The sequence below is a fragment of the Phycicoccus flavus genome, assembly GCF_004025965.2.
GTDB lineage: Bacteria > Actinomycetota > Actinomycetes > Actinomycetales > Dermatophilaceae > Phycicoccus > Phycicoccus flavus.
Genome location: NZ_SAYU02000068.1, coordinates 1 through 23,263, shown reverse-complemented (window position 1 = coordinate 23,263; position 23,263 = coordinate 1). Strand labels below are relative to the sequence as shown.

The 23,263-nt window shown below is 75.2% G+C and carries 20 protein-coding genes; 12 read left to right on the top strand and 8 right to left on the bottom strand.

Annotated features, from left to right (window positions below; all coding sequences use genetic code 11):
* Positions 1–223, bottom strand: a 223-nt coding sequence (locus EPD83_RS16475) for an FAD-dependent oxidoreductase (protein ID WP_164896475.1), incomplete at its 3' end; no start/stop codon positions are given.
* A 132-nt stretch (positions 224–355) separates the two neighbouring features.
* Here EPD83_RS16475 and EPD83_RS16470 point away from each other — a divergent pair.
* On the top strand, positions 356–1,375 hold the full coding sequence (locus tag EPD83_RS16470) for a DUF4349 domain-containing protein (RefSeq protein ID WP_164896473.1): 1,020 nt from the start codon (positions 356–358) through the stop codon (positions 1,373–1,375).
* A 33-nt stretch (positions 1,376–1,408) separates the two neighbouring features.
* On the opposite strand, the gene EPD83_RS16465 is transcribed toward EPD83_RS16470, so the two are convergent.
* The 3 genes from EPD83_RS16465 to EPD83_RS16455 all read right to left on the bottom strand — a co-directional run bounded on the left by EPD83_RS16465 (position 1,409) and on the right by EPD83_RS16455 (position 3,925).
* Positions 1,409–1,903 (bottom strand): DinB family protein, encoded by a 495-nt coding sequence (locus tag EPD83_RS16465; RefSeq protein ID WP_128367013.1) that lies wholly within the window; start codon positions 1,901–1,903, stop codon positions 1,409–1,411.
* Positions 1,900–2,973: a uroporphyrinogen decarboxylase gene (hemE, locus tag EPD83_RS16460; protein ID WP_128367012.1), complete on the bottom strand. Its 1,074-nt coding sequence runs from the start codon at positions 2,971–2,973 to the stop codon at positions 1,900–1,902. Before hemE ends, EPD83_RS16465 begins: the two co-directional genes overlap by 4 nt.
* 127 nt (positions 2,974–3,100) lie before the next feature.
* Entirely contained in the window at positions 3,101–3,925 is an 825-nt protein-coding gene (locus EPD83_RS16455; protein WP_165566876.1) for a DMT family transporter, read from the bottom strand.
* A gap of 81 nt (positions 3,926–4,006) precedes the next feature.
* Between EPD83_RS16455 and EPD83_RS16450 the strand changes: the two genes are divergently transcribed.
* The 4 genes from EPD83_RS16450 to EPD83_RS16435 all read left to right on the top strand — a co-directional run bounded on the left by EPD83_RS16450 (position 4,007) and on the right by EPD83_RS16435 (position 6,628).
* Positions 4,007–4,591: a DUF3000 domain-containing protein gene (locus EPD83_RS16450; protein ID WP_165566875.1), complete on the top strand. Its 585-nt coding sequence runs from the start codon at positions 4,007–4,009 to the stop codon at positions 4,589–4,591.
* Between the two features lie 13 nt (positions 4,592–4,604).
* Positions 4,605–5,840, top strand: coding sequence for an HRDC domain-containing protein (locus tag EPD83_RS16445; RefSeq protein WP_165566874.1), 1,236 nt, complete (start codon positions 4,605–4,607; stop codon positions 5,838–5,840).
* Positions 5,841–5,927: 87 nt separating this feature from the next.
* Positions 5,928–6,224, top strand: a complete 297-nt coding sequence (locus EPD83_RS16440; protein WP_205859568.1) for an ArsR/SmtB family transcription factor — start codon at positions 5,928–5,930, stop codon at positions 6,222–6,224.
* Positions 6,221–6,628 carry a VOC family protein gene (locus EPD83_RS16435; RefSeq protein ID WP_128367344.1) on the top strand — a complete coding sequence of 136 codons (408 nt, stop codon included), beginning with the start codon at positions 6,221–6,223 and terminating at the stop codon, positions 6,626–6,628. Before EPD83_RS16440 ends, EPD83_RS16435 begins: the two co-directional genes overlap by 4 nt.
* Here the strand turns inward: EPD83_RS16435 and EPD83_RS16430 are convergent.
* A complete protein-coding gene (locus EPD83_RS16430; protein ID WP_128367343.1) occupies positions 6,619–7,254 on the bottom strand; it encodes a pyridoxamine 5'-phosphate oxidase family protein in 636 nt (211 codons plus the stop codon). The two genes, EPD83_RS16435 and EPD83_RS16430, sit on opposite strands and share 10 nt — an antisense overlap.
* 132 nt (positions 7,255–7,386) lie before the next feature.
* Between EPD83_RS16430 and EPD83_RS16425 the strand changes: the two genes are divergently transcribed.
* The gene (locus EPD83_RS16425) at positions 7,387–8,598 is read left to right on the top strand and encodes a thiolase family protein (protein WP_128367342.1); all 1,212 of its coding nucleotides are present in this window, start codon (positions 7,387–7,389) and stop codon (positions 8,596–8,598) included.
* Between the two features lie 3 nt (positions 8,599–8,601).
* The gene (locus EPD83_RS16420) at positions 8,602–10,725 is read left to right on the top strand and encodes a 3-hydroxyacyl-CoA dehydrogenase NAD-binding domain-containing protein (protein ID WP_128367341.1); all 2,124 of its coding nucleotides are present in this window, start codon (positions 8,602–8,604) and stop codon (positions 10,723–10,725) included.
* Positions 10,726–10,765: 40 nt separating this feature from the next.
* Here the strand turns inward: EPD83_RS16420 and EPD83_RS20895 are convergent, their stop codons facing one another.
* On the bottom strand, positions 10,766–13,543 hold the full coding sequence (locus EPD83_RS20895) for a helix-turn-helix transcriptional regulator (protein WP_165566873.1): 2,778 nt from the start codon (positions 13,541–13,543) through the stop codon (positions 10,766–10,768).
* Between the two features lie 158 nt (positions 13,544–13,701).
* Here EPD83_RS20895 and EPD83_RS16410 point away from each other — a divergent pair, with 158 nt between their 5' ends.
* The gene (locus EPD83_RS16410; protein WP_205859567.1) at positions 13,702–16,854 is read left to right on the top strand and encodes a DHA2 family efflux MFS transporter permease subunit; all 3,153 of its coding nucleotides are present in this window, start codon (positions 13,702–13,704) and stop codon (positions 16,852–16,854) included.
* 27 nt (positions 16,855–16,881) lie between these two features.
* On the opposite strand, the gene EPD83_RS16405 is transcribed toward EPD83_RS16410, so the two are convergent.
* Positions 16,882–19,167 (bottom strand): MMPL family transporter, encoded by a 2,286-nt coding sequence (locus EPD83_RS16405; protein WP_128366191.1) that lies wholly within the window; start codon positions 19,165–19,167, stop codon positions 16,882–16,884.
* Positions 19,168–19,186: 19 nt separating this feature from the next.
* A complete protein-coding gene (locus tag EPD83_RS16400; RefSeq protein WP_128366192.1) occupies positions 19,187–19,777 on the bottom strand; it encodes a hypothetical protein in 591 nt (196 codons plus the stop codon).
* 153 nt (positions 19,778–19,930) lie between these two features.
* On the opposite strand from EPD83_RS16400, the gene EPD83_RS16395 reads away from it, so the two are divergent.
* The 4 genes from EPD83_RS16395 (at position 19,931) to EPD83_RS16380 (ending at position 23,212) form a co-directional block, all read left to right on the top strand.
* Positions 19,931–20,512, top strand: a complete 582-nt coding sequence (locus EPD83_RS16395) for a hypothetical protein (RefSeq protein WP_128366193.1) — start codon at positions 19,931–19,933, stop codon at positions 20,510–20,512.
* Positions 20,513–20,594: 82 nt separating this feature from the next.
* Positions 20,595–22,136 carry a helix-turn-helix domain-containing protein gene (locus EPD83_RS16390; protein ID WP_235950675.1) on the top strand — a complete coding sequence of 514 codons (1,542 nt, stop codon included), beginning with the start codon at positions 20,595–20,597 and terminating at the stop codon, positions 22,134–22,136.
* A gap of 16 nt (positions 22,137–22,152) precedes the next feature.
* Positions 22,153–22,506, top strand: coding sequence for an antibiotic biosynthesis monooxygenase family protein (locus EPD83_RS16385; protein ID WP_128366195.1), 354 nt, complete (start codon positions 22,153–22,155; stop codon positions 22,504–22,506).
* A 31-nt stretch (positions 22,507–22,537) separates the two neighbouring features.
* Positions 22,538–23,212 carry an AIM24 family protein gene (locus tag EPD83_RS16380; protein ID WP_128366196.1) on the top strand — a complete coding sequence of 225 codons (675 nt, stop codon included), beginning with the start codon at positions 22,538–22,540 and terminating at the stop codon, positions 23,210–23,212.
* Positions 23,213–23,263 lie beyond the last annotated feature (51 nt).

Genomic DNA, 23,263 nt, shown 5'->3' with positions numbered 1-23,263 from the left:
CGGTGCCCTCGGGTCGGACCGCGAGCATGGCCTCGGCCCCGACGTCGACCCGGTGCCCGGCGACCGTGGCCAGGCGCAGCTTGCCCCCGAGCTCCTCGCCCGCCTCGAGCACCGTGACCTGGGTGTCCGGGCGTTCCTCGAGCACGTCGAGGGCCGTCGCCAGCCCCGCCAGACCCCCGCCGACGACCACGACGTGCGGTCGTCGGGCCGGCGCGTCGGGCATGTCCTCAGCGTCTCACGCAGCCGCGGTCCCACCGGCACCGGGGACCGTGACCGGATCGAGACCCACGACCGGGAACTCGACGCCGGGCCGCCCCCTCCGACCGGGGACGCCAGCCCCGACGAAGGAGTCCCCGTGCGCACCGTCCCCGCCCTCACCTCCCCCCGTCCGCGGCGCCGTCCCGGACCCTCCCGCCTGGCGAGCGCCGCCCTCGCGGCCGCCCTGGCCGCCGGTCTCGCGGCCTGCAGCGCGGACGGCAGCAGCGACAGCGGCGCGGCCGTGTCCGTGGCCGACCCGGCCCCGGCGGCGGGCGGACCCACCGGCGCCGACGGCTCCGGCACCGACGAGGCCGCCGGCGGCGCCACCGCGAAGGCCGACCCCGGCTCGGCCGGCACGGGCGGGAGCGACCCGGTCCGGGCGGTCGCCGCGTCCGTCGCCGACCGCAGGCTCGCCCGCCGGGCGGATGTCTCCCTCCAGGTCACCGACGTCGCCCGGGCCGCGTCCCGCCTGCGCGCCGTGGCCCAGGGTGCCGGGGGCCTCGTCGTCGCCGAGGAGGTGTCGGCCGACGCCGGCGACTCCGGCGCCGACGACCCGGCGGACGACGTGGCCCGGGGCGGCTGGGGCACGGTGACGATCTCGGTGCCGGCCGAGAAGCTGGACCCCACCCTCGACGCGGTCGCCGAGCTCGGCACCGTCCTGTCCCGGCAGACGAGCACCGACGACGTCACGGCGCGCTACGTCGACACGACCTCGCGGGTCGCCTCGATGCGCGCCAGCGTGGCGCGGGTCCGGGCGCTCATGGTCAAGGCCGACGAGCTCTCCGACGTCGTCGCCCTCGAGGGCGAGCTGTCCCGCCGGCAGGCCGACCTCGAGGCGCTGGAGCAGCAGCTCTCCGCGCTCGAGGACCAGGTGGCGCTGGCGCCGATCACGGTCTCGCTGTCGACTCCCGGCGCGGACACCGCGGCCGAGGACCCGAGCGGCTTCCTCGCCGGGCTGGCCGGGGGCTGGGAGGCGTTCACGACGTCGGTCCGGCTCGTGCTCACTCTCGTCGGGGCGCTCGTCCCGTTCGCGGTCGCGGTGGCCCTGCTGCTCGTGCCGGTGCTCTGGTGGCGCCGGCGCCGGATCCACACGGTCGCCGCGCCGCCCGCCGCCTGACCCCGCCCGGCCGGCCGCCCCGGCCGACCCGGGTCAGGCAGTCCCGTCCGCCGCGAGCACCTGCTCGCGCAGGATGTCGGCGTGGCCGCAGTGCTGGGCGTACTCGCGCAGGACGTGGGCCAGCACCCAGCGCAGCGGCAGCGGCCCGCGCCGGTTGCCCGGCAGCACGTCCTCGGGTCCGAGGCCGGCGACCGCCTCCCGCGACGCCGCGCACGCGGCCTCGTGCTCGCGCAGCACACCCGCCACCGTCGCGTCGGCGGCGAGGACGAAGGACTGCTCCGGGCCGGCCACGATCCCCAGCTCGGTGCGCGGGCGGCCCGTCACCGCCTCCGCGAACCACACCCGCTCGACGAACGTCGCGTGCTGGAGGAGCCCGAGCAGCGTGGTCGCCGACGGGACGAGCCGCCGCCGGGCCTGCTCCTCGGTGAGCCCGTCGAGCGTGGCCCGCAGCAGCGCGCGGTGCTCGTCGACGAAGGCCTCCAGCAGCACGCGCTCGCCGGCGTGGTGCACGGCCGGCGCGTCGGTCACCGGGCCGAGACCTCGTGGACGAGCTCGACGACGCGGGTCAGGGCGTCGGGGTCGGTGTCGGGCAGCACGCCGTGGCCGAGGTTGAACAGGTGCCCGGGGGCCGCCCGCCCCTCCTCGACGATGCGCCGCACCTGCGGCTCGACCGCGGCCCAGGGCGCGAAGAGGAGCGCGGGGTCGAGGTTGCCCTGGAGGGCCCAGCGGCCCCCGGTGCGCGCCAGGGCGTCGGTGAGCGAGACCCGGAAGTCGACGCCGACGACGTCCGCGCCGGCCTCGCCCATGTCGGCGAGCAGCTCACCGGTGCCCACGCCGAAGTGGATGCGCGGCACGTCGAGGTCGGCGACCGCGGCCAGCGCGTCGGCGGAGTGGCGCTGCACGAACCGCAGGTAGTCGGCCCGGCTCAGCGCGCCCGCCCAGGAGTCGAACAGCTGGACCGCCGACGCCCCGGCCCGGGCCTGCACCCGCAGGAAGGCCCCGGAGACGCGGGCCAACCGGGCGCACAGGTCGTGCCAGAGGTCGGGGTCGCCGTACATGAGCGCCTTGGTGTGCTCGTGGTTGCGCGACGGCCCGCCCTCGACGAGGTAGGAGGCGAGGGTGAACGGGGCCCCGGCGAACCCGATGAGCGGGGTGGGCCCGAGCTCGGCGACGAGCAGGCGCACCGACTCGGCGATGTCCGGCACGTCCTCGGGGACGAGGTCGCGCACGCGCTCCAGGTCGGCCCGGGTGCGCACCGGCTGCTCGATGACCGGGCCGACGCCGGGCACGATGTCGAGGTCGATGCCGACGGCGGCCAGCGGGACGACGATGTCGGAGAAGAAGATCGCCGCGTCGACGCCGTGCCGCCGGACCGGCTGCAGGGTGATCTCGGTGACGAGGTCGGGGCGGCGGCAGGACTCGAGCATCCCGACGCCCTCGCGGACCTTGCGGTACTCGGGCAGGGAGCGGCCGGCCTGCCGCATGAACCACACCGGCGTGTGCGGCACCGGCAGCCCGCGAGCGGCGCGCACCAGCGGCGAGTCGGCGGGCGAGGCGGGCGCGGCGGCCGGGGTCTGCGAGGTCGTCACGTGCGGCATCCTCCCATCCGCGCGGCCGCCGCCGGACCGGCCGGCCCACCGCTCCCCGCCGGTCGAGGAGCCACGACGCGCGGCAGCGGCCGCCTCGGGTGCAGCGCGTCACGACCCCTCGACGGGGGGCGGACGGTCACACGGCGATGAGCACGGCCCCGCCGACCGCGAGGGCGACGCCGGCCTGCTGCACCCGGCGCAGCCGCTCGTCGAGCACGATGCGGGCCAGCACGGCCGTCACCACGGGGTAGAGCGACCCCAGCACGGACGCCACGCTCACCTGCCCCCGCGAGGACGCGACCGCGAACAGCGCGTTGGCCCCGAGGTCGCCGGCGCCGACGACGCACAGCAGCGGCAGGTCGCGCCGGGCGACGGTGCCGACCGAGCGGACGAGCAGCGCCACGACGAGCAGGACGAGCACCGAGGTCATCCGCATCCCCCACAGCGTGAGGAGAGTCGACTCCCGGGCGCCGCGGTCCAGCTGGTAGAGCGTGAGGCCGAACCCGACGGCCGCGCCGCCGGCCAGCAGCACCGGACGCGGCGACAGCCCCGAGGACAGCTCGGGCCCGGAGGCCAGGGTCACCCCGAGGACGGCGACGGCCATGCCCACCCACGCCAGCACGGAGGGCCGCTCGCCGCCGGCCACCCCGAGCACGACCGGCACGACGACCCCGAGCCCGGCGATCGGGGCGACGACGCCCATCGTCCCGGACGACAGCGCGGTGTAGAAGCAGACGAGCCCGAACAGCCCGGACAGGCCGGCGCCCACCGCCCAGGGCAGCCACGCCCCCGGGACCGGCCACTGCTGCCGGACGAGCAGGAGCGCCGTGAGCAGCAGGAGCGCGAAGGACTGCGTCCACCCGACGACGGCCACGGGGTGGATGCGCCGCGAGGCGAGCCCGGCGAGGAAGTCCGAGGTCCCCCAGGACAGGGAGCTGCCGAGGGCGAGGAGGCCGAGCACGGGCGCAGCGTACCGAGGGCTCCCACGCCGACCGACGTGGAATCACGGCGCGCGCGGCCACCGCGGCCTAGATTGCTCCCCGTGGCACGTAGCACCCTGACCGGCCGGGAGTCCCCGGAGTTCGGCCGTGCCCTCGAGCAGCTGCACGCCGCACGGCTGCGCCCGGAGATCCGGCTCACCGAGGTGCCCGCGCCGCAGCGCATCGCCCCCCACGCCGTCGCCCTCACCGCCGACGTCCTCGACCCGCGCGACCCCGACGCCGAGCTCGCCTCGGGCCGCTTCGTCCTCCTCCACGACCCCTCGGCGCCCGATCCCTGGGCCGGCGAGTGGCGGGCCGTGACCTTCGCCCGCGCCGAGCTCGAGCCGGAGTTCGCCGGGGAGCCGCTGCTCGGCGAGGTCGGCTGGAGCTGGCTCACCGACGCCCTCACCGCCCGCGGGGTCGAGGTCGTCGCCGCGGCCGGCACCGTGACGCGCGTGGTGTCCGAGAGCTTCGGCGGCCTCGCCGACCGGCCCGCGAGCATCGAGATGGAGCTGCGCGCGTCGTGGACCCCGTCCGGTCCCGACGTCGCCGACCACCTGCTGGCCTGGTCCGACCTCCTGTGCACCATCGCCGGCCTCCCCCCGCTGCCCGACGGTGTCGTCGCCCTCCCCGGGCCACGCCGCTGAGCGCGCCACGACGATGACCTCCGCCCCCGACGACGTGACCACCACCACCGACGCGCCTCCGCCGCCCGTCCCCCTCGACGAGCCCGCCGGGGGCGTGCCGCCGGTCGTCGAGTCCGAGCGGGGGCTCGACGAGGTCGCCCGGGCCGTCACGGCCGGGGAGGGTCCCGTCGCCATCGACGCCGAGCGTGCCTCCGGCTACCGCTACGGCCAGCGCGCCTACCTCGTCCAGCTGCGTCGTGAGGGCTCGGGCACCTTCCTCATCGACCCCATCGCGGTGCCCGACCTCACCCCCGTCGCCGACGCCATCGGCGCCGCCGAGTGGATCCTCCACGCCGCCACCCAGGACCTCGCCTGCCTCGCCGAGGTCGGGCTGCGGCCCCGGCAGCTGTTCGACACCGAGCTCGCGGCCCGCATCCTCGGCCTGCCCCGGGTCGGGCTGGCCGCCGTCGTCGAGCACTACCTCGGCCTGTCCCTGGCCAAGGAGCACTCGGCCGTCGACTGGTCCACCCGGCCGCTGCCCGACCCCTGGCTGCGCTACGCCGCCCTCGACGTCGAGGTGCTCGGCGAGCTGCGCAACCTCATGGGCGTCGACCTCGCGGCGCAGGGCAAGGACGAGTGGGCCCGCCAGGAGTTCGCGGCCCTGCTCACCTGGGCCCCGGCCGAGCGGGTCGACCCGTGGCGGCGCACCTCGGGCATCAACACCCTGCGCAACCGGCGGTCCATCGGCATCGTCCGCGAGCTCTGGTACGCCCGGGACGCCGTCGCCCGGGACCGCGACACCTCTGTCGGCCGCGTCCTGCCCGACGCCGCGCTCGTCGACATCGCCCGGGCGGCACCCCGCACCCCGGCCGAGCTGCCGTCCGGCCACCGGGCCATCGCCCGCTACGGCCGGCAGTGGGTCGAGGCCGTGCGCCGTGCCCAGGAGCTGACCGAGGCCGACCTGCCGCCGCGGACCCTGCCCTCCGACGGTCCCCCGCCGCCCCGGTCGTGGGCCGACAAGGACCCCGTGGCCGCGGCCCGCCTCGCCGCCACCCGGGCCGCCCTCACCGCGTTCGCCGAGGAGCACACCATCCCGGTCGAGAACGTCTGCTCGCCCGACCCCCTGCGCCGCGTCGTGTGGAGCCCGCCGGAGCAGGAGGACGAGGCCGGCTTCGTCGCCGCGCTCGAGGCGCACGGCGTGCGGCCCTGGCAGGCGGGCATCGTCGCCCCGATGCTCGCGGCCGCCTTCGCGGACCACCCCGACGACTGACGACGCGCCGCCCCGACACGGCACGTGACGGTGGGGGCATGCAACCACCGTTGACAGGCAAGTGATCGCTTGCCTATCGTGCTCGTCGTGGACGACGGGCAGGACGAGGTCTTCCGGGCCCTGGCCGACCCGACCCGGCGCGCCCTCCTCGACGCCCTCGTGGCCCGGGACGGCCAGACCCTCTTCGAGCTCTGCACCCGGATGGCCGACACCGGCGTCACCTCGAGCCGGCAGGCCATCTCGCAGCACCTCGACGTCCTGGCCGCGGCCGGACTCGTCCACGTCCGCCGGCAGGGCCGCTACCGGTTGCACGACCTCGACACGACCCCGCTGCTCCCCCTGCGCCGCCGCTGGCTGCGCCCCGACGAGAGGACCGACCGATGAAGGTCACCATCACGAGCGTGTTCGTCGACGACCAGGCGAAGGCGCTGGACGTCTACACCCGGCTGCTCGGCTTCCAGGTCCGCCAGGACGTCCCGCTCGGCGAGCACCGGTGGCTCACCGTCGTGAGCCCCGAGGACCCCGACGGCGTCGAGCTGCTCCTGGAGCCCGACGAACATCCCGCCGTGCGGCCCTTCGTCGACGCGCTGACCGCCGACGGCATCCCCGGCCTCGTGCTCACCGTCGACGACGCGGCGGCCGAGCACGAGCGGCTCGGTGCGCTCGGCCTGACCTTCACCCAGCCCCCGACGCCGATGGGGCCGGTCGTCACCGCGGTGTTCGACGACACCTGCGGCAACCTCGTCCAGCTCGTGTCGGCCGCACCCGCCGGCGACGCTCAGCCGTAGAGGCCCTCGGCGTAGGCCGGGCCGTAGTAGTCGTCCAGCTCCTCGACGCTGCGTCCGTCCGGCTCGACCTCGTGGGCGATGACGGCCCGCCGTGGCACCCGGTTCTCCGGCGCCCAGGTGTCCGGCTCCCACAGCCGCGCCCGGAGGAACGCCTTCGAGCAGTGGTAGAAGACCTGCTCGACCTCGACGACGAGCGCGAGCACCGGCCGGTGCCCGCGGACGGTCATCTCGTCGAAGAACGGCGCGTCGGAGACGAGGCGGGCCCGGCCGTTGACCCGCAGCGTGTCGCCGCGCCCGGGGACGAGGAAGACCAGCCCGACGTTCGGGTTGCGCAGCACGTTGCGGTAGCCGTCGACCCGCCGGTTGCCCGGCCGCTCGGCGAGGGCCAGCGTCCGGTCGTCGAGCACGTGGACGAGCGAGCCCGCCGGGTCCCCCTTGGGCGAGGCGTCGCAGCGGCCCTCGTCGTCGGCGGTGGCGAGCACGCAGAACGGCGCGGCGGTCAGCCAGTCGCGGTCGACGTCGAGCAGGTGGTCGCGCACCTTGTCCCGGGCCCGCTGCCCCGGCTCCCCCACGAGCGCCGTGAGCGCCACGTCGTCGTCCACCGTCCGCCACCCCGTGCGCTCCATGCGGCCAGCGTAGGCCGCGTGACGATGTTCACGCCGCCCGGCGACCGCCACTAAGCGCTTGCTTAGTAGCATCGTCCCGACACCGGCGCCCGCGCCGGCCGACAGCCCCGTCCCCGACCAGGGAGGCCACCCGTGCCCCGTGAGCTCCAGGAGGTCGTCTTCGTCGACGGCGTCCGCACCCCCTTCGGCAAGGCCGGCGAGAAGGGCATGTACGCCCAGACCCGCGCCGACGACCTCGTCATCAAGTGCGTCCGCGAGCTGCTGCGCCGCCACCCCGAGCTGCCGAAGGAGCGGGTCGAGGAGGTCGCCGTCGCCGCGACGACGCAGATCGGCGACCAGGGGCTCACCCTCGGCCGGCTCGCCGGCCTCCTCGCGGGCCTGCCGAAGTCCACCCCCGGCTACTCCGTCGACCGGATGTGCGCCGGCGCGATGACCGCCGTCACCAACGTCTCGTCGGCCATCGGGGTCGGCGCCATCGACGTCGCCATCGCCGGCGGGGTCGAGCACATGGGGCGGCACCCGATGGGCGAGGGCGTCGACCCCAACCCGCGGATCGTCGCCGAGCGGCTCGTCGACGAGTCCGCCCTCGTCATGGGCAGGACGGCCGAGAACCTCCACGACCGCTTCCCGGCGCTGACCAAGGAGCGCTGCGACGCCTTCGCCGTGGCCAGCCAGCGCAAGCTCGCCGCCGCTTACGAGGCCGGCAAGGTCCAGCCCGACCTCGTCCCCGTCGCCACGCGCCACACCGAGAGGGGCTGGGGCCTGGCCACCGCCGACGAGCCGCCGCGCCCGGGCACGACGCTCGAGGAGCTCGCGACCCTGAAGACCCCCTTCCGGGCGCACGGCAACGTCACCGCGGGCAACGCCGCCGGGCTCAACGACGGCGCCACCGCCTGCCTCCTGGCCTCCGAGGCCGCCGCCGCCGAGCTGGGGCTGCCGACCGCGATGCGCCTGGTCTCCTACGCCTTCGTCGGCGTCGAGCCCGAGGTCATGGGCGTCGGCCCGATCCCGGCCACCGAGAAGGCGCTGGGCAAGGCCGGCCTGAGCATCGAGGACATCGGCCTCTTCGAGCTCAACGAGGCCTTCGCCGTCCAGGTGCTCGCCTTCCTCGACCACTTCGGCATCGCCGACGACGACGAGCGGGTGAACCCCTGGGGCGGCGCCATCGCCACCGGGCACCCGCTGGCCTCGTCCGGCGTGCGCCTCATGACCCAGCTCGCGCGGCACTTCGCGGAGCACCCGGAGGTGCGCTACGGCCTCACCGCGATGTGCATCGGTATCGGGATGGGCGGCGCCGTCGTCTGGGAGAACCCGCACCACGCCGACTACGGGAAGGACGCCTGAGCCATGACCGCCACCACCGAGGTCCCCGACCTGCCCGCCGAGGTCGTCACCCGGTCGCTGGTCCAGGACGTCACCCTGCCCGGCGGCGCCGGCGTCCTCGCCCTCGTCACCCTCGACAACGGCAAGGACCACACGCGCCCCAGCACCTTCGGCCCCGAGGGCGTCGCCGGCCTGCAGGAGGCGTTCGCGTCGCTGCGCCCGCGCGCCGAGGCCGGGGAGATCCAGGCCGTCGGCGTCACCGGCAAGCCGTTCGTCTTCGCCGTCGGCGCCGACCTCTCCGGCGTCCCGTACGTCACCGAGCGCGAGCAGGCGCTCGGGATCGCCCGCGCCGGACACGCCGCGTTCTCCGCGCTCATGGACCTGCCGGTCCCGACCTTCGCCTTCGTCAACGGTGCCGCGATGGGCGGCGGCGTCGAGCTCGCGCTGGCCGCCGACCACCGCACCGTCTCCGCCGGCGTGCCCGCCTTCGGGCTGCCGGAGACCTTCCTCGGACTCCTGCCCGGCTGGGGCGGCTGCTGGCTGCTGCCGCGGCTCGTCGGCGCCGAGACCGCTCTGCAGGTCATCGCCGCCAACCCCCTGGCCAACAACCGGATGCTCAGCGGCACGGACGTCGTCTCCCTCGGCATCGGCGACGTGCTGCTCGAGCCCGCGGACTTCCTCGAGGACTCGCTGCGCTGGGCGGCCGGGGTCCTGACCGGCGAGGTGACGGTGGAGCGCATGCCGGTCGACCTCGACGACGCCGCTGCCTGGGACGCCGCCTGCGACGCCGCCCGCAAGCACGCGTTGGCGAAGACCGCCGGCCGCTCCCCCGGCGTGCTGCGGGCGGTCGAGCTGGTCCGGTCCGCGCGCACCGCGACGCGGGAGGAGGCGTTCGCCGCCGAGGACGAGGCGCTCGGCGACCTCGTGATGTCCGACGAGCTGCGCGCCGGCCTCTACGCCTTCGACCTCGTCCAGAAGCGGGCCAAGCGACCCGCGGGCGCGCCCGACAAGGCCCTGGCCCGTCCGGTCACCAAGGTGGGCGTCGTCGGGGCCGGGCTCATGGCGAGCCAGCTCGCGCTGCTCTTCGCCCGGCGCCTCGGGGTGCCGGTCGTCATGACCGACCTCGACGAGGACCGGGTGACCCGGGGCGTCGAGTACGTCCACCGCGAGGTGGCGACGCTCCTCGAGAAGCGCCGGGTCTCCCCCGACCAGGCGGCCTTCCTCACCCGGCTCGTCACCGGGTCGACGAGCAAGGACGGCTTCGCCGACGCCGATCTCGTCATCGAGGCCGTCTTCGAGGAGATGTCGGTCAAGCAGCAGGTCTTCGCCGAGGTCGAGGCCGTCGTCGGCGAAGAGTGCGTCCTCGCGACGAACACCTCGTCGCTGTCGGTCACCGAGATGGCCGGCGGCCTCGCCCACCCGGAGCGGGTCGTCGGGCTGCACTTCTTCAACCCCGTCGCCGTCATGCCGCTGCTCGAGGTCATCCCCGGCGAGCGGACCGACGACGCCACCCTCGCCACGGCGTTCGCTGTCGGCAAGGGTCTGCGCAAGACGTGCGTGCGCTCGACCGACTCGGCGTCGTTCGTCGTCAACCGCCTGCTCGGCCGGTTCATGGGCGAGTACTCGCGGATCGTCGACGAGGGCACGCCGGTCGAGGTCGCCGACCGCGGGGTCGCGGGCCTCGCGCCCATGCCGCCGTTCGTCCTCCTCGGGCTCGTCGGGCCGGCCATCGCGCTGCACAACAGCGCGACGCTGCACCGGGCCTTCGGGGACCGCTTCCACGTCTCGCCGACGCTGCGGCGCATCGTCGAGGCGGGCAAGCGCGGCTGGTACGCCACCGACGAGCGCGGCCGGCCGGTGCCGGACCCCGAGGTCGAGGCCATGCGCGAGCGGCCGGAGGCCCCGGTCGAGCTCACCGCCGACGAGGTGCGCACCCGCGTCCTCGACGCGCTGGCCGAGGAGGTCGGGCTCATGGTGTCCGAGGGCGTCACCGAGGCGCCGATGGACATCGACCTGGCGATGGTCACCGGGGCCGGCTTCCAGTTCTGGAACGGCGGCCTCGTGCCCCTGCTGGACCGCGAGGGCGCCTCCGAGCGGGTCCTCGGCCGGCGGCTGCTGCCGGCCGGCGTGGCCAGCGTCGCGCGATGACGCCCGCCGACCCCCGCGGAGTCCCCGGACCGGCCCGCGCTCAGTCCTCGAGGTCCTCGCCGCGCGCCATGAGCTCGCGACGGGAGTGGATGCCGCGCTTGAGGTAGATGTGCTCGAGGTGCGTGCGCACGGTGCGGACCGACACGGTGAGGCTCGCGGCGATGTCCTTGTCGGAGGCGCCCGTGGCGGCGAGGCGGGCCACGCGCCGTTCCTGCGGCGTGAGGTCCTGCGGGGCCCTGCGCACCACCCGCCGCCCACCCGCGGTCGCGAGCTCCTCCCCGGCCCGCGTCGCCAGCCACCGCGCGCCGACGGACCCCGCGGCCTCGGCGGCGCTGCGCAGGAGGACCCGCGCCTCACGGGGCCGCCCGTCCTGGCGCAGCATCGTGCCGTGCTCCAGGAGCACCTCGGCCCGGTCCACGGGCAGCAGGCCGCTCTCGAGGGTGTCGGCCGCGAGGAGGTAGTGACGCTCGGCGCGGGCGGTGTCGCCCGCACGCCGGGCGAGGGCGGCCCGCCCCGCGGAGGCGGCGGCGACGATCCACGGACAGGACAGCCGGGCCGCGGCGGCGTCCAGACCGGCGAGGACGCGCTCCGCGTCGTCCGGCCGGTCGGCCAGGAGGTGCGCGAGCAGCGCGTGCCGGGCGTAGTGGATGGTGCACGGCTCGGCCAGCCCGAGGTCGCGCTCCCGCTGCTCGAGCTCACGGTAGGTGGTGGAGGCCTCCCCGACCCGCCCGGCCCGCAGCAGCCCGATCCCCTCGACGTGGTGAAGCAGGAGCCGGCACTGCCACAGGCCGAAGGGGACCGCAACGGCCAGGGCCCGCTGCGACTCCTCCGCGCTCGCCCGCTGCTGCCCGTCCTGGAGCAGCGCGTGGCTGCGGATGGTCCGGGCGAAGGGCTCGGCGAGGGGGACGAGGTCGACGACCGAGAGGAGCCCGTCGGCGACGGCCAGGCTCTCCTCCACCCGCGTGCGCAGGAGCATGAGCCCGTAGCCGATCCGGAGCCCGACGACGTCGTGGACGGCTCCGACGGAGTCGGCCGCCTCGATCCCCGTCCGGAAGGCGGCCTCCGCCGCCGCAAAGTCCCCGGCGAGGGAGGACGCCCCGGCGAACGGGGCGATGAAGGAGGACCCGGTCCGCAGGTCCGCCGCCCAGTCCGTGGAGCCGGCGGCGAGCAGCGGCCCGGCCTCGGCCCTGGCCGCCTCGAGCCCCGTCGGGTCACCGCAGAAGGAGGCCAGCAGCCCCCAGGACGCCCTGGCCCGGGCCGCCGGACCGGGGTCGGCCCGCGATGCGAGGTCGAGGGCCTCCTCGGCGACGGCCAGCGCGGCCGCCGGGCCCCGGGTCATGAGGACGGCCAGGGCGTGCTGCACGTACGGGAGGACACCGTCGTCCTCGGCGTCGTGCCCGGTGAGAGCCGCGGCGGACCGGAGGGCCAGGCCGGCGCCGTCGAAGTCACCGCTGGCGAACCGGGCCTGCGAGAGCAGGGTCAGCGCGCGGACCCGGTCGCGGGCGGGGGGCTCGGTCTCGAGCAGCCGGGCGATGACCGCCGCGGCCTCCTGCACCCGGCCGGAGCGCAGCAACGCCCGGCCGAGGTCGCCGAGCAGCTCGGGCTCCCCCGCGTCGCCGGCGAGGTGGGCGGCCTGCTCGAAGCGGTTCGCGGCGGTGGCGGGCGCGCCGGCGGCCAGCGCCCGACGTCCGGCGACCGTGAGGACCTCGACGGCCCGGGCGTCCCCGGCGAGGTGGCCGCGCACGGCGTGCTCGGCCGCGAGGTCGACGAACCCCCGCGACACCAGCGCGGCGAAGGCCCGCCCGTGCAGTCGCGTCCGCGCCGACGGTGGGAGGTCCTCGTAGAGCAGCTGCGCGAACAGCGGGTGGACGAACGCGTTGACCCCCTGGCCGGCGTCCCGCGCCAGGCCACTGCGCCAGACCTCCTCGGCGGCGCGGTCCGCCGCCGCGGCGTCGAGCCCGGCCACCTCGGCGACGACGTCGGGCCGGAACCCGACGCCGAGGACGGCGGCGGCCCGGGCCCAGGTCGTACCGACCGTGGACAGGACGGAGAAGCGCGAGAGGACGAGGGAACGCCCGCCGACCGGGACCGCCACCCCCTCGGGGCGAGAGGGGTCCGACGGGTCGCCGGCGCCCGGCACGGCCAGCAGGTCGAGCAGCAACGGGTTGCCGCCACTGTGCCGCCAGGCCCGGTCGACGGTCCGCGGCGAGACCGGGCGGCCCGACCGCTCGGCGAGGAGCTCCGCGCAGGAGGCGCGGGACAGCGGCAGGAGGTCCACGACGACCCCGTCGTCGCGAGCGACGAGGGCCCGGACGAGGTCCGCGGCGGGTGGTGGCCACCCCCGTGACGTGGCGACGACGGCGATCGGCAGCCCGGTCAGCCGCCGGCACAGGAAGCCGAGGAAGGCCAGGGAGTCCGGGTCCGCCGACTGCAGGTCGTCGATCGCGAGCAGGAGCGGGTCCCGAGAGGCGCGCGCCGTGGTCTCGACCCACCGCAGCATCCGGAACCACGTCGCCGCCCCCTCCTCGTCGGGCCCTCCCCCCGCGGCCACCTCCTGGGGCCACCCGCCCAGCGCGTGCACGACCTGAGCGACCAGCCCGAAGGCCAGCGAGGACTCCATGACGTCGCACCGGCACCGGACGACGCGCCAGCACTCCTGCGCGTGCTGCCGGACGAGCCCCTCGAGCAGCGCGGTCTTGCCGAGCCCGGCCCCACCGACGAAGAACAGGGCCCGGGAGCGACCGGCCCGCGCGTCGCGCAGGCATCGCTCGGCGGCGCGCAGGTGGACCCCCCGCTCCCACAGCCGTCCCGCCGCCACCTGGTGCCTTCCGCCGGTCCAGCCCGAGATGCACCCCCAGACCACGGCGGCCTAAAGATCGGTGGTTCCTCCGATGGTCACCGCAGGAGCCGCCGACTGGACTGTGCCACATGCACGGACACCGCACGGGCGACTCCCCGCAGGCGGAGGTGGTGCCCGTGGCATCGTCGGCGCGGGTCCCTCCGGGGCGCGTCCTCCTCGTCGCCGGCCTCGGCGCGTTCCTCGCCTTCCTCGACTCGACCATCGTCGAGGTCGCCTTCCCCTCGATGCGCGCGTCGTTCCCCGAGTCCTCCTTCGGTGCCTTCTCCTGGGTACTCAACGGCTACAACATCGCCTTCGCCGCGCTGCTCGTCGTCTTCGGCCGGCTCACCGACCTCATCGGTCGTCGGCGGTCGTTCGTCGCGGGCACGGTGGTCTTCTCGCTCGCCTCCCTGGCGTGCGGTCTGGCACCCGGCCTCGGGGCCCTCGTCGTCGCCCGGATCGGGCAGGGCATCGGCGCGGCCCTCCTCGTCCCGGCGTCGCTCGCCCTCGTCGTCTCGGCGTTCGGCGGGAGCACGCGCACCCGGGCCATCAGCACGTGGGGCGCCACGGCGGCCGTGGCGGCCGGCATCGGGCCCTCCGCCGGCGGCCTGCTCATCGAGACCGGGGGCTGGCGGTGGGCCTTCCTCGTCAACGTGCCCATCGGCGTCGCGACCGTCGTCATGGCCCGGCGCCAACTCGACGAGAGCCGCGCGCCCGGACGTCGCGCACTCCCGGACGTCGCCGGGGCCGGGCTCCTCGCCGCGGCGATGGGCGTCCTGACCCTCGGCATCGTCCAGGGACAGGACTGGGGATGGTCGAGCGCTGCCACCCTCGGGTGCTTCGCCGCCGCCGCGGCGCTCGGCTGGTTCTTCGTCACCGGCTCGCGACGCCACCCGCAACCCCTGCTCGACCCGGGGCTGCTGCGGGTGCGAGCCTTCCGGGTCAGCTCCCTCGCCCTCTTCGTCAGCGGGTTCGGGTACTTCGCCAACGGCGTGACGAACATCCTCTGGTTGCAGTACGTCTGGGGCTACGACGTGGTCCGGGCCGGGCTCGGCCTCGTCCCCGGTGCGCTCGTCGCCGCGGTCACCGCGACCGTCGTCGGGCCGCTCGCCGAGCGGTGGGGGGCCAGGCCCTTCGTCGTCGGCGGGGCGCTGACCTGGGCGGCCGCCTTCGTCTGGTACCACCAGGAGGTCGGCCCGGCCCCCGAGTTCTGGGCCGAGTGGATGCCGGGACAGGTGCTCAGCGGGATCGGCGTCGGTGCCGCCCTGCCGCTCCTCGGCAGCACCGGACTCGCGTCGGTCCCCGGGGGCCAGTACGCCACGGCCTCCGCCGTCGCGTCGAGCGCGAGACAGTTCGGTGGGGTGCTCGGCGTCGCCGTCCTCGTCGCCCTCCTCGGGGACCTCACGCCGCTGACCGCGGTGGACGCGCTGCACCGGGGTTGGGTGCTCTCCGTGATCGCCTTCACCGTGACCGCCGTCGTCGCCGCGTTCCTCGGCGGCACGCCGCAGGTCGGTGGCGACGGGCGGGCGGCGCCGCACGCCCTCGACCGCCCGCAGGTGTTCGGCCCCACCCCACCGACCGGCTGGGCGCCGGTGACCCCGGGACGCGTCCGGCCCGGTGCCTTCATGCCGCTCGTGGACGCGTCCCGGCGCCGCCCCGACACCTCGACCCCACCGGTACGTCTCCCGGCCGGCGGGCTCCTCTTCCGACGGGGCGACCCCTCGGGCTCGGCCTACCGCGTCCGGACCGGCCGGCTCGAGGTCCGGGTCGACGACGAGCTCGTCCGCGAGCTCGGGCCGGGCGACGTCGTCGGCGAGCTGGCCCTGCTGACCGACGATCGCCGGTCCGCCGACGTCCTCGCCCGACGGGACACCACGCTCCTGGAGATCCCCCGGGCGTCGTTCGACACGATGACGACCGACCCGGGGTCCGCCCGGACGCTCATGCGGCAGCTGGCCGAGCAGCTCCGCACCCGGTCGGAGCCGGCCCCGTCGCGGCCACCCCTGCGCACGCGTGTGGTGTCGGTGGTCGCCATGACCCCCGGAGCGCCCGCGGCCGCCGTGGCCCACGTGCTCGCGGCGGAGCTGGGCCGCCACCACTCGACGGTCGTCCTGGACCGGGTCGGGCAGGACGGCCTCGAGCGGGCCGAGGAGGAGCACGGCCGCGTCGTCCTCCTCGCCGGCGGCGCGGACGAGGGATGGCGGCAGTTCTGCCTCCGCCAGGCGGACACCGTCGTCCTCGTCGCCCACGCCGATCGTCGGGCGTCGGCGGTCCCGTCGGACCCGACCCCGGCCCGGCAGCCCGAGCTCGTCCTCGTGGGCGGCGACCCCGGTCCGGCGGAACGGGCCGCTTGGGTGGCCCTCAGCGACGCCTGGGACGTGACGACGGCCGACCTCGACCTCTGCGTCGGGCTGCGTCCCCTGGCGATGCGGCTGGCCGGACGGGCCGTCGGCCTGGTCCTCGGCGGCGGCGGCGCGGCCGGGCTGGCCCACATCGGTGTCCTGCGCGAGCTCGAGGCCGAGGGGATCCACGTCGACCGCGTCGCCGGCACGAGCGTCGGCGCGATCATGGGCGCGGGGCACGCCCTGGGGCTGGACTCCACGCAGCTGGAGGCCGCGACGTACCTCGCGTCCGTGCGCACCCGGACCTTCGACGACTGGCAATTGCCGACGCACGCGCTGCTCCGCGGTCGTCGGTTCGAGTCGGCGGTGCGACAGATGGTCGGTGAGGACTCGGTCCTCGAGGGCCTGCCCCGGCAGCTGTGGCTCGTCAGCACCGACCTGCTCGCGGGTGCGCGTCACGTCCACCGCCGCGGCCCCCTCGTCGACGCCGTGCTGGCCTCCTCGCGGGTCCCCGGCCTGTTCGCACCGATCGCCACGGCCTCCGGTGAGCTGCTCGTCGACGGCGGCGTCCTCGACAACCTGCCGGTCGACCTCCTGACCCAACGCGACGAGGGGCCCGTCGTGGCCGTGAACATCGGGACCGAGACGGTGCGGACGCCGCGTCCGGAGGGCGCCGGTCCCCCGGCCGTCCCGCCCCTGGTCGACACCCTGAGCCTGGCCATGTCGGTCAACAGCATCCACTCCATCCGGGTGGCCCGCTCGCACGGAGCCTGGGTGGTCTGCACCCCGCGCATGGGCACCGGCTTCCTCGAGTTCCACCAGATCGACGTCCTGGTCGAGGCGGGCCGGCTGGCCGCGCGGACGCTCCTGGAGTCCTGCGACGGCGACCTCGGCGTCCTGGGCGAGCAGGCGACGGCGCGACCGACGGACACCTCCCCGCCCCCGTGACGGACGCCCGGTCGAGCGGGCCGGACCTCAGGCGGGGGCCGTCGTCGCCGTCGACGCGTCGTCGGCCCCCTTCGCCGGCCAGCGCGCCGTCTTCCCCAGCAGGGTGAGCAGGCACGGGACGAGCAGCGTGCGCACGACGAAGGCGTCGATGAGGATGCCGACGACCATGACGAAGCCGAGCTCCCGGAACGGCGCGAGCGGGATGATCGCGAGCATCCCGAAGCTCACGGCCAGCGTGATCCCCGCGGTCGTGATCGCCGAGCTCGTCTCCGGGAACGCCCGGATGACGGCCTCGCGCATCGGCATCCGCTCGGCCTCGTCCCACACCCGGCCGACGCCGAAGATGTTGTAGTCCGACCCGAGGGACACGAGCAGCACCGCCGCCGCGAACGGCACGTAGAAGGTGATGCCGTTGCCGAGGTCGGGGTCGTCGAAGACGAAGGTGGTGAGGCCGAGCGAGGCCGCGAGCGCCAGCACGCTGCAGCCGAGCAGCAGCACCGGCGCGAGCAGCGAGCGCAGGAACACGACGAGCAGCAGCAGGTTGACGACCACCGCGACGACGGCGATCCGGTACAGGTCGCCGACCGTGGACGCGACGAGCCCCTCGGCCAGCGCGGTGTCGCCGGCGAAGGTGACCGTGGCCCCGGTGAGCCCGGCACGCGCGGCCGCCCCCGGCACGGCGTCGTGGAGCGCGGCGAGGTCGCCGATGGCGCTCGCGCCGAGCGGGTCGCGGTCGAGGACGACGAGCATGCGGGCCGCGTTGCCGTCGTTGGACAGCACGACCCCGAGCGGGCGCTGGGTGAAGTTCTGGGCCGGGCCGAGGATGGCGGCGACACCGGGCTCGTCGGCCAGGTCCCGCTGGAAGGCCGACAGCGCGGCGAGGTCGCGGTCGAGCCCCGGTCGTTCGATGAGGATGGTCGTCGGGGCGGAGATGCCCGGGGCGAACCCCGCGGACGCGGCCGCCGTCGCGCGCTTCACGGGGTTGTCGTCCGGCAGCGAGCTCGTGAAGCCCACCCCGAGCCGCATCGACGCCAGCGGGAGGGACGCCACGACGAGGACGAGGACCGTCGCGGCGAGCACGACGGCGGCGGTGCGGCGCTCCGTGAGCCGCTCCATGAGGCGGCTGCTGCCGGCGAGCTCGCGGCGGAACTGCCGCAGGCCCATGAAGGCCAGGACCTTGCGCGGCACGAGCCGGCCGGGCCAGAAGACCCTCGGGCCGAGCACGGCGATGAGCGCCGGGACGAGCGTCACGGACACGAGGAGCCCGACGACGATGGCCAGCGTCATCGCCGGGCCGAGGCTGGCGAAGAACTCGGAGCGGGCCGCGAGGAGCGCCCCGGTGCCCGCCGCGACGGTGATGCCGGCGACCGTGACGATCGGGGTGTAGGTGGCGATGGCCAGCTCGACGGCCTCGTCGACGTCGTCGGTGCGGGAGAGCTGGGCCCGCAGCGCGGTGACGTAGAAGATCGTGTAGTCGGTGACGACCCCGAGCAGCAGGGCGACGAGCAGCGGTTGCAGCTCGGTGGGCGCGGCGACCCCGAGGAACCCCTCGACGACCGTCGACAGGTCGAGGGTGATGACGTAGGCCAGCCCCGCCGCCCCGAGCGCGAGCACCGGGGCGACGACCGAGCGGAACGCCACCGTGACCAGCCCGACGATGGCGAGCACGGTGAGGATCTCGAGGGTGTGGAGGGACTCGGCGACGATCCGGGCCTGCTCGGCGCGCGCCGGGACCGAGCCGGTGATGCCGACGACGTGGTCGTCCGGGCGGCCGAGGTTCAGGGTGACGTACTGCTCGGCCGAGCGCTGCTGGCTGACGAAGCTGCTGCGCGGGTCCATGAACAGGTTCGTCAGCACCGTCGTGTTGCGCTCGCCCATCGGCCCGCCGAGGGGGATCGCGTTGGTGAGCGGCAGCGCGCCGAGCAGGGGCGGGTCCTGGGGGGACTGGTTCACCGCGAGGGCGTCGAGGACGGACTCGGCCTCGACGAACACCGACAGGCCCCGGGGGTCGCGCTGGACGACGGCGGTGCGGCTGTTCAGCGGGTAGCCGAAGAGGTCGACCGAGCGGATCTCGGCCGAGATGGCCGCGCTGTCCTGCGGGATGATGCTCGCCAGGTCGTTGCCGTTGCTCGGCGGCTGCGGGCCGTAGAGCGCGAGCAGGAGCAGCCCGACCCAGCCCACGATGACGACCCAGCGCAGACGCATGGCGACGCGGGCGTAACGGCGCGACCAGCTGTCGGGGGCGGGCGCGTCCTTGGGCTCGCCGCGACGCCCGGAGGGCCGCAGCCGGCCGAGCGGCCGGGGAACGATCATGGGGTCTCCGCCGTCGCCGTCAGATCCCGAGCCGGTGCAGCTCGGCGGCGGCGAGGTCGCCGTGGCGTCCCTCGGCGAGGTCGGCGTGCGGGTCGGACGTGATGGACATCAGGCGGGAGGGGTCGAGGGTGGCGACGGCGCGGTGCGCGAGCAGGGCGCGCATCGCCGCGGTGTCGCCGTGCTCGTCCAGGCCGCGGCGCACGTGCTTGACCTCGCGCCGCCGGGCCACCCGGGCCGGCAGGTAGAAGAGGAGGACCGCGCCGCTCGGGGCGAGCGCGACCGCCGCGCCGAGGAGGACGCTGAGCCCGCGGATGCTGCTGTCGGCCTGACGGCCGCTGCGCACGATGCCGTCGGCGGTCGCCCCCACCTGCTCGCCGAGGGCCCCGGTCTGGTCGCCGATGATCGGCACGGCGGAGAGGGTGCGCAGGGCGGAGGCGGCCGAGCCGAGCGAGCGGCCGGAGTCGACGGTGCTCGCGGCGAGACCGGTCAGCTGCCAGAGCAGGTACCCCGTCCAGGCGCCGATGACCAGCCAGAACACGACCCAGAACACGACCACCCCGTCCCAGGTGCGGACCGTGCCTGCATCGGCGTCCCACGCGCGTCTCGCCATGACGCCGGTGTACCCGTCCGGGCATCGTCCATGCAAGCCGAGACCACCCCGTGACGTCCGGGAGGGCTGCGAGGTCCGCGCCGGTCCGGGTAGGTTGGCGATGACCCCAGGTCGGCGACCGGCCCACCGACACCGATCCGAAGGAGCACCGCGATGGCGGACACACCCGACGAGGGGGCGGCGACGAACAGCACCCCCGAGGACCCCACCCCCACCTCCGGCGCGACGAGCGAGAGCACGCGCACCGACGGCGCCTCGACCGGCGGCACGACGACCGCCGGCACCGCGGCGAGCACGACGAGCGGCGACGCGGCCGGGCCCGCGGCGCCGGCGAGCACCCCCGAGAAGAAGCCGACGCCGACGTGGTGGGTCCCCGCCGCGACCTTCGTCGTCGGGCTGCTGCTCGGCGGCGGCGTCATCCTGGCCACGACCTCCGGCGGCGGCACCGGCATCGCCGGCGGCTCGGAGTCGGCGAGCCCCTCCCCCAGCCCGTCGGCCACGACCTCCGACGGCGTCCCGGCCGACCGGACGGTCACGGTCCCCGGCGAGTGCCTGGCCCTCGCGAACGACTCCCAGCAGGTGCTCGACCTCGTCGACGACGCCGTCACCAAGGCGCGCGACCTCGACGCCGCCGGCCTCAGCGACATCGTGCGCCAGCTGCAGGAGCGCCGCGACAGCCTCTCGGCGACGACGCAGGAGTGCCGGTCCTCGGTGGAGGTCAGCCCCTCCCCGTGACCTCGCCCGCTCGGGTGGGGGTCGGCGCGCCGACCCCCACCGGGCGGTGGTTCTATCTCATATGTGATCTACCATGTCTGACGTGACGACGACCAGTGACACGTACCTGACCCGCATCGGCACCCTCATCCGGGACGCGCGGCGCCACCAGGGGCTCACCCAGAACGAGCTCGCCGACCTGCTCGGCACGAGCCAGAGCGCCGTCGCCCGCATCGAGCAGGGCAAGCAGAACCTCTCCCTCGAGATGCTCGCCCGCGTCGGCGAGAAGCTCGACAGCGAGTTCGTCTCGCTCGGCCACAGCGGCCCGCAGCACCTGCGGATCGTCGGCGGCCGCAAGCTGTCCGGCTCCATCCCCGTGAAGACGAGCAAGAACGCCGCGGTGGCGCTGCTCTGCGCCAGCCTGCTCAACAAGGGCCGCACGACGCTGCGCAGCCTGGCGCGCATCGAGGAGGTCAACCGGATCATCGAGGTCCTCACCTCGATCGGGGTGAAGGTGCGGTGGCTGCCGGACAGCAACGACCTCGAGATCGTCCCGCCGGCCCGCCTCGACCTCGCCGGCATCGACATCGCCGCCGCCCGGCGCACCCGCACCGTCATCATGTTCCTCGGCCCCCTGCTCGCCGACTACGACGAGTTCCGCCTCCCCTACGCCGGCGGCTGCGACCTCGGCACCCGCACCGTCGAGCCGCACCTGTCGGCGCTGCGGCACTTCGGCCTCGACGTCACGGCGACGCACGGCTTCTACGAGTCCGCCGTCGACCGCGAGCGGCACCCGCGGCGCGCGATCGTCCTCACCGAGCGCGGCGACACGGTCACCGAGAACGTCCTCATGGCCGCCGCGCGCTACGAGGGCACGACGGTCATCCGCAACGCCTCGCCGAACTACATGGTCCAGGACCTCTGCTTCTTCCTGCGCGGCCTCGGCGTCGAGATCGACGGCATCGGCACGACGACCCTCACCGTCACCGGTGTCGGCACCGTCGACACCGACATCGAGTACTCGCCCTCGGAGGACCCGATCGAGGCGATGAGCCTCATCGCCGCCGCGGTGGTCACCGAGTCCGAGATCACCATCGAGCGGGTGCCGATCGAGTTCCTCGAGATCGAGCTCGCCACCCTCGAGGAGATGGGGCTGCGCTTCGACCTCACCGAGGAGTACCTCGCGAAGAACGGGCACACCCGGCTCGTCGACCTCACGATCCACCCCGGCCCGCTCACCGCGCCGAAGGACAAGATCGCGCCGATGCCCTTCCCGGGCCTCAACATCGACAACCTGCCGTTCTTCGCGCTCATCGCCGCGTGCGCCGAGGGCACGACGATGATCCACGACTGGGTCTACGAGAACCGCGCGATCTACCTCACCGAGCTGACGAAGATCGGCGGGCAAGTGCAGCTCCTCGACCCGCACCGGGTGATGATCACCGGCCCGACGCCGAAGTGGCGGGCGGCCGAGGTCATGTGCCCCCCGGCGCTGCGGCCCGGGGTCGTCGTCCTCCTCGCCATGCTCGCCGCGCCCGGCACGTCGGTGCTGCGCAACGTCTACGTCATCAACCGCGGGTACGAGGAGCTCGCCGAGCGGCTCAACGCCCTCGGCGCGACCATCGAGACCTTCCGCGACATCTGACCGGCGGCGCGCACCCATGGGCCAGGTCGATCCCGGGCGTCCGCGCGTCGGCCAGGTCGTCACGGTGTTCCGCAACCGGCTGCGACCGGAGCACGAGGGCGGCTACCGCGACGAGCTGGCCGTCGTCGCCGACCTCGCACGCTCGATGCCGGGGTTCGTCGAGACCAAGACCTTCGTCGCCGAGGACGGCGAGCGCTGCACGGTCGTGACGTTCGCCGACGCCGCGTCGCACCAGGGCTGGCGCGACCACCCGCGGCACCGCGAGGCCCAGCGGCACGGCGTCGCGGGCTACTACGCCGAGTACTCGATCGCCGTCGGCGAGACCTCGTACGCCTCCGCCTTCCGGCACGAGGGCCCCGCTCCGACCTGACGGATCCGTCGGACGTCGGTAGGGTCCGCCCATGCGCGGAGACCTTCTGGACCAGGCGGAGCGGCACGGCGAGCCGGGGCGGTTCATGCTCCAGAACCCGCGGATGCTCAAGGTGGACCTCAGCGGCACCGGGGGCTTCTTCTACGCCAAGCAGGGCTCGATGGTCGCGTACCAGGGTGACGTCGACTTCGCCTACGAGGGGGCCGGCGGGGCCGCCAAGCTCTTCAAGAAGGCGTTCACCGGTGAGGGCATGTCGCTGATGAAGGTCTCCGGCAGCGGGGACGTCTTCCTCGCCAAGGACGCCGACGAGATCTTCGTCCTGGAGCTCGAGGACGAGCAGGTCACGGTCAACGGCAAGAACGTCCTGGCCTTCGAGAGCACGCTGAGGTGGGACATCAACCGGGTCGAGGGCGCCTCGATGCTCAGCGGCGGGCTGTTCAACACGACGTTCACGGGGTCGGGCATGATCGCCGTCATCACCTACGGCAACCCCGTCGTCCTCCAGGTCGACGTGCCCACCTTCGTCGACATGCAGTCGGCCGTGCTGTGGTCCGGGGGCCTGCAGTCCTCGGTCCGCAAGACCGCGCGGCTCGGCGCCGTCGTCGGCCGCGGGTCGGGTGAGGCGTACCAGCTGGCCCTGAGCGGCGACGGCATCGTCGTCGTCCAGGCCTCCGAGGGCCACCCGCCGCCCCCCTCGAGCGCCTGACACTTTTCCGCCTGATCCCTCGACCTTCGGGTTCGCCGGCCTTCGGAGGGT

Bases quoted from the DNA above. Each gene is read 5' to 3' on its own strand.
- hemE (WP_128367012.1), bottom strand. From the start codon at position 2,973: ATGCCGCACGTGACGACCTCGCAGACCCCGGCCGCCGCGCCCGCCTCG.
- EPD83_RS16445 (WP_165566874.1), top strand. From the start codon at position 4,605: ATGACCTCCGCCCCCGACGACGTGACCACCACCACCGACGCGCCTCCG.
- EPD83_RS16385 (WP_128366195.1), top strand. From the start codon at position 22,153: ATGGGCCAGGTCGATCCCGGGCGTCCGCGCGTCGGCCAGGTCGTCACG.
- EPD83_RS16435 (WP_128367344.1), top strand. From the start codon at position 6,221: ATGAAGGTCACCATCACGAGCGTGTTCGTCGACGACCAGGCGAAGGCG.
- EPD83_RS16380 (WP_128366196.1), top strand. From the start codon at position 22,538: ATGCGCGGAGACCTTCTGGACCAGGCGGAGCGGCACGGCGAGCCGGGG.
- EPD83_RS16405 (WP_128366191.1), bottom strand. From the start codon at position 19,167: ATGATCGTTCCCCGGCCGCTCGGCCGGCTGCGGCCCTCCGGGCGTCGC.
- EPD83_RS16400 (WP_128366192.1), bottom strand. From the start codon at position 19,777: ATGGCGAGACGCGCGTGGGACGCCGATGCAGGCACGGTCCGCACCTGG.
- EPD83_RS16420 (WP_128367341.1), top strand. From the start codon at position 8,602: ATGACCGCCACCACCGAGGTCCCCGACCTGCCCGCCGAGGTCGTCACC.
- EPD83_RS16395 (WP_128366193.1), top strand. From the start codon at position 19,931: ATGGCGGACACACCCGACGAGGGGGCGGCGACGAACAGCACCCCCGAG.
- EPD83_RS16430 (WP_128367343.1), bottom strand. From the start codon at position 7,254: ATGGAGCGCACGGGGTGGCGGACGGTGGACGACGACGTGGCGCTCACG.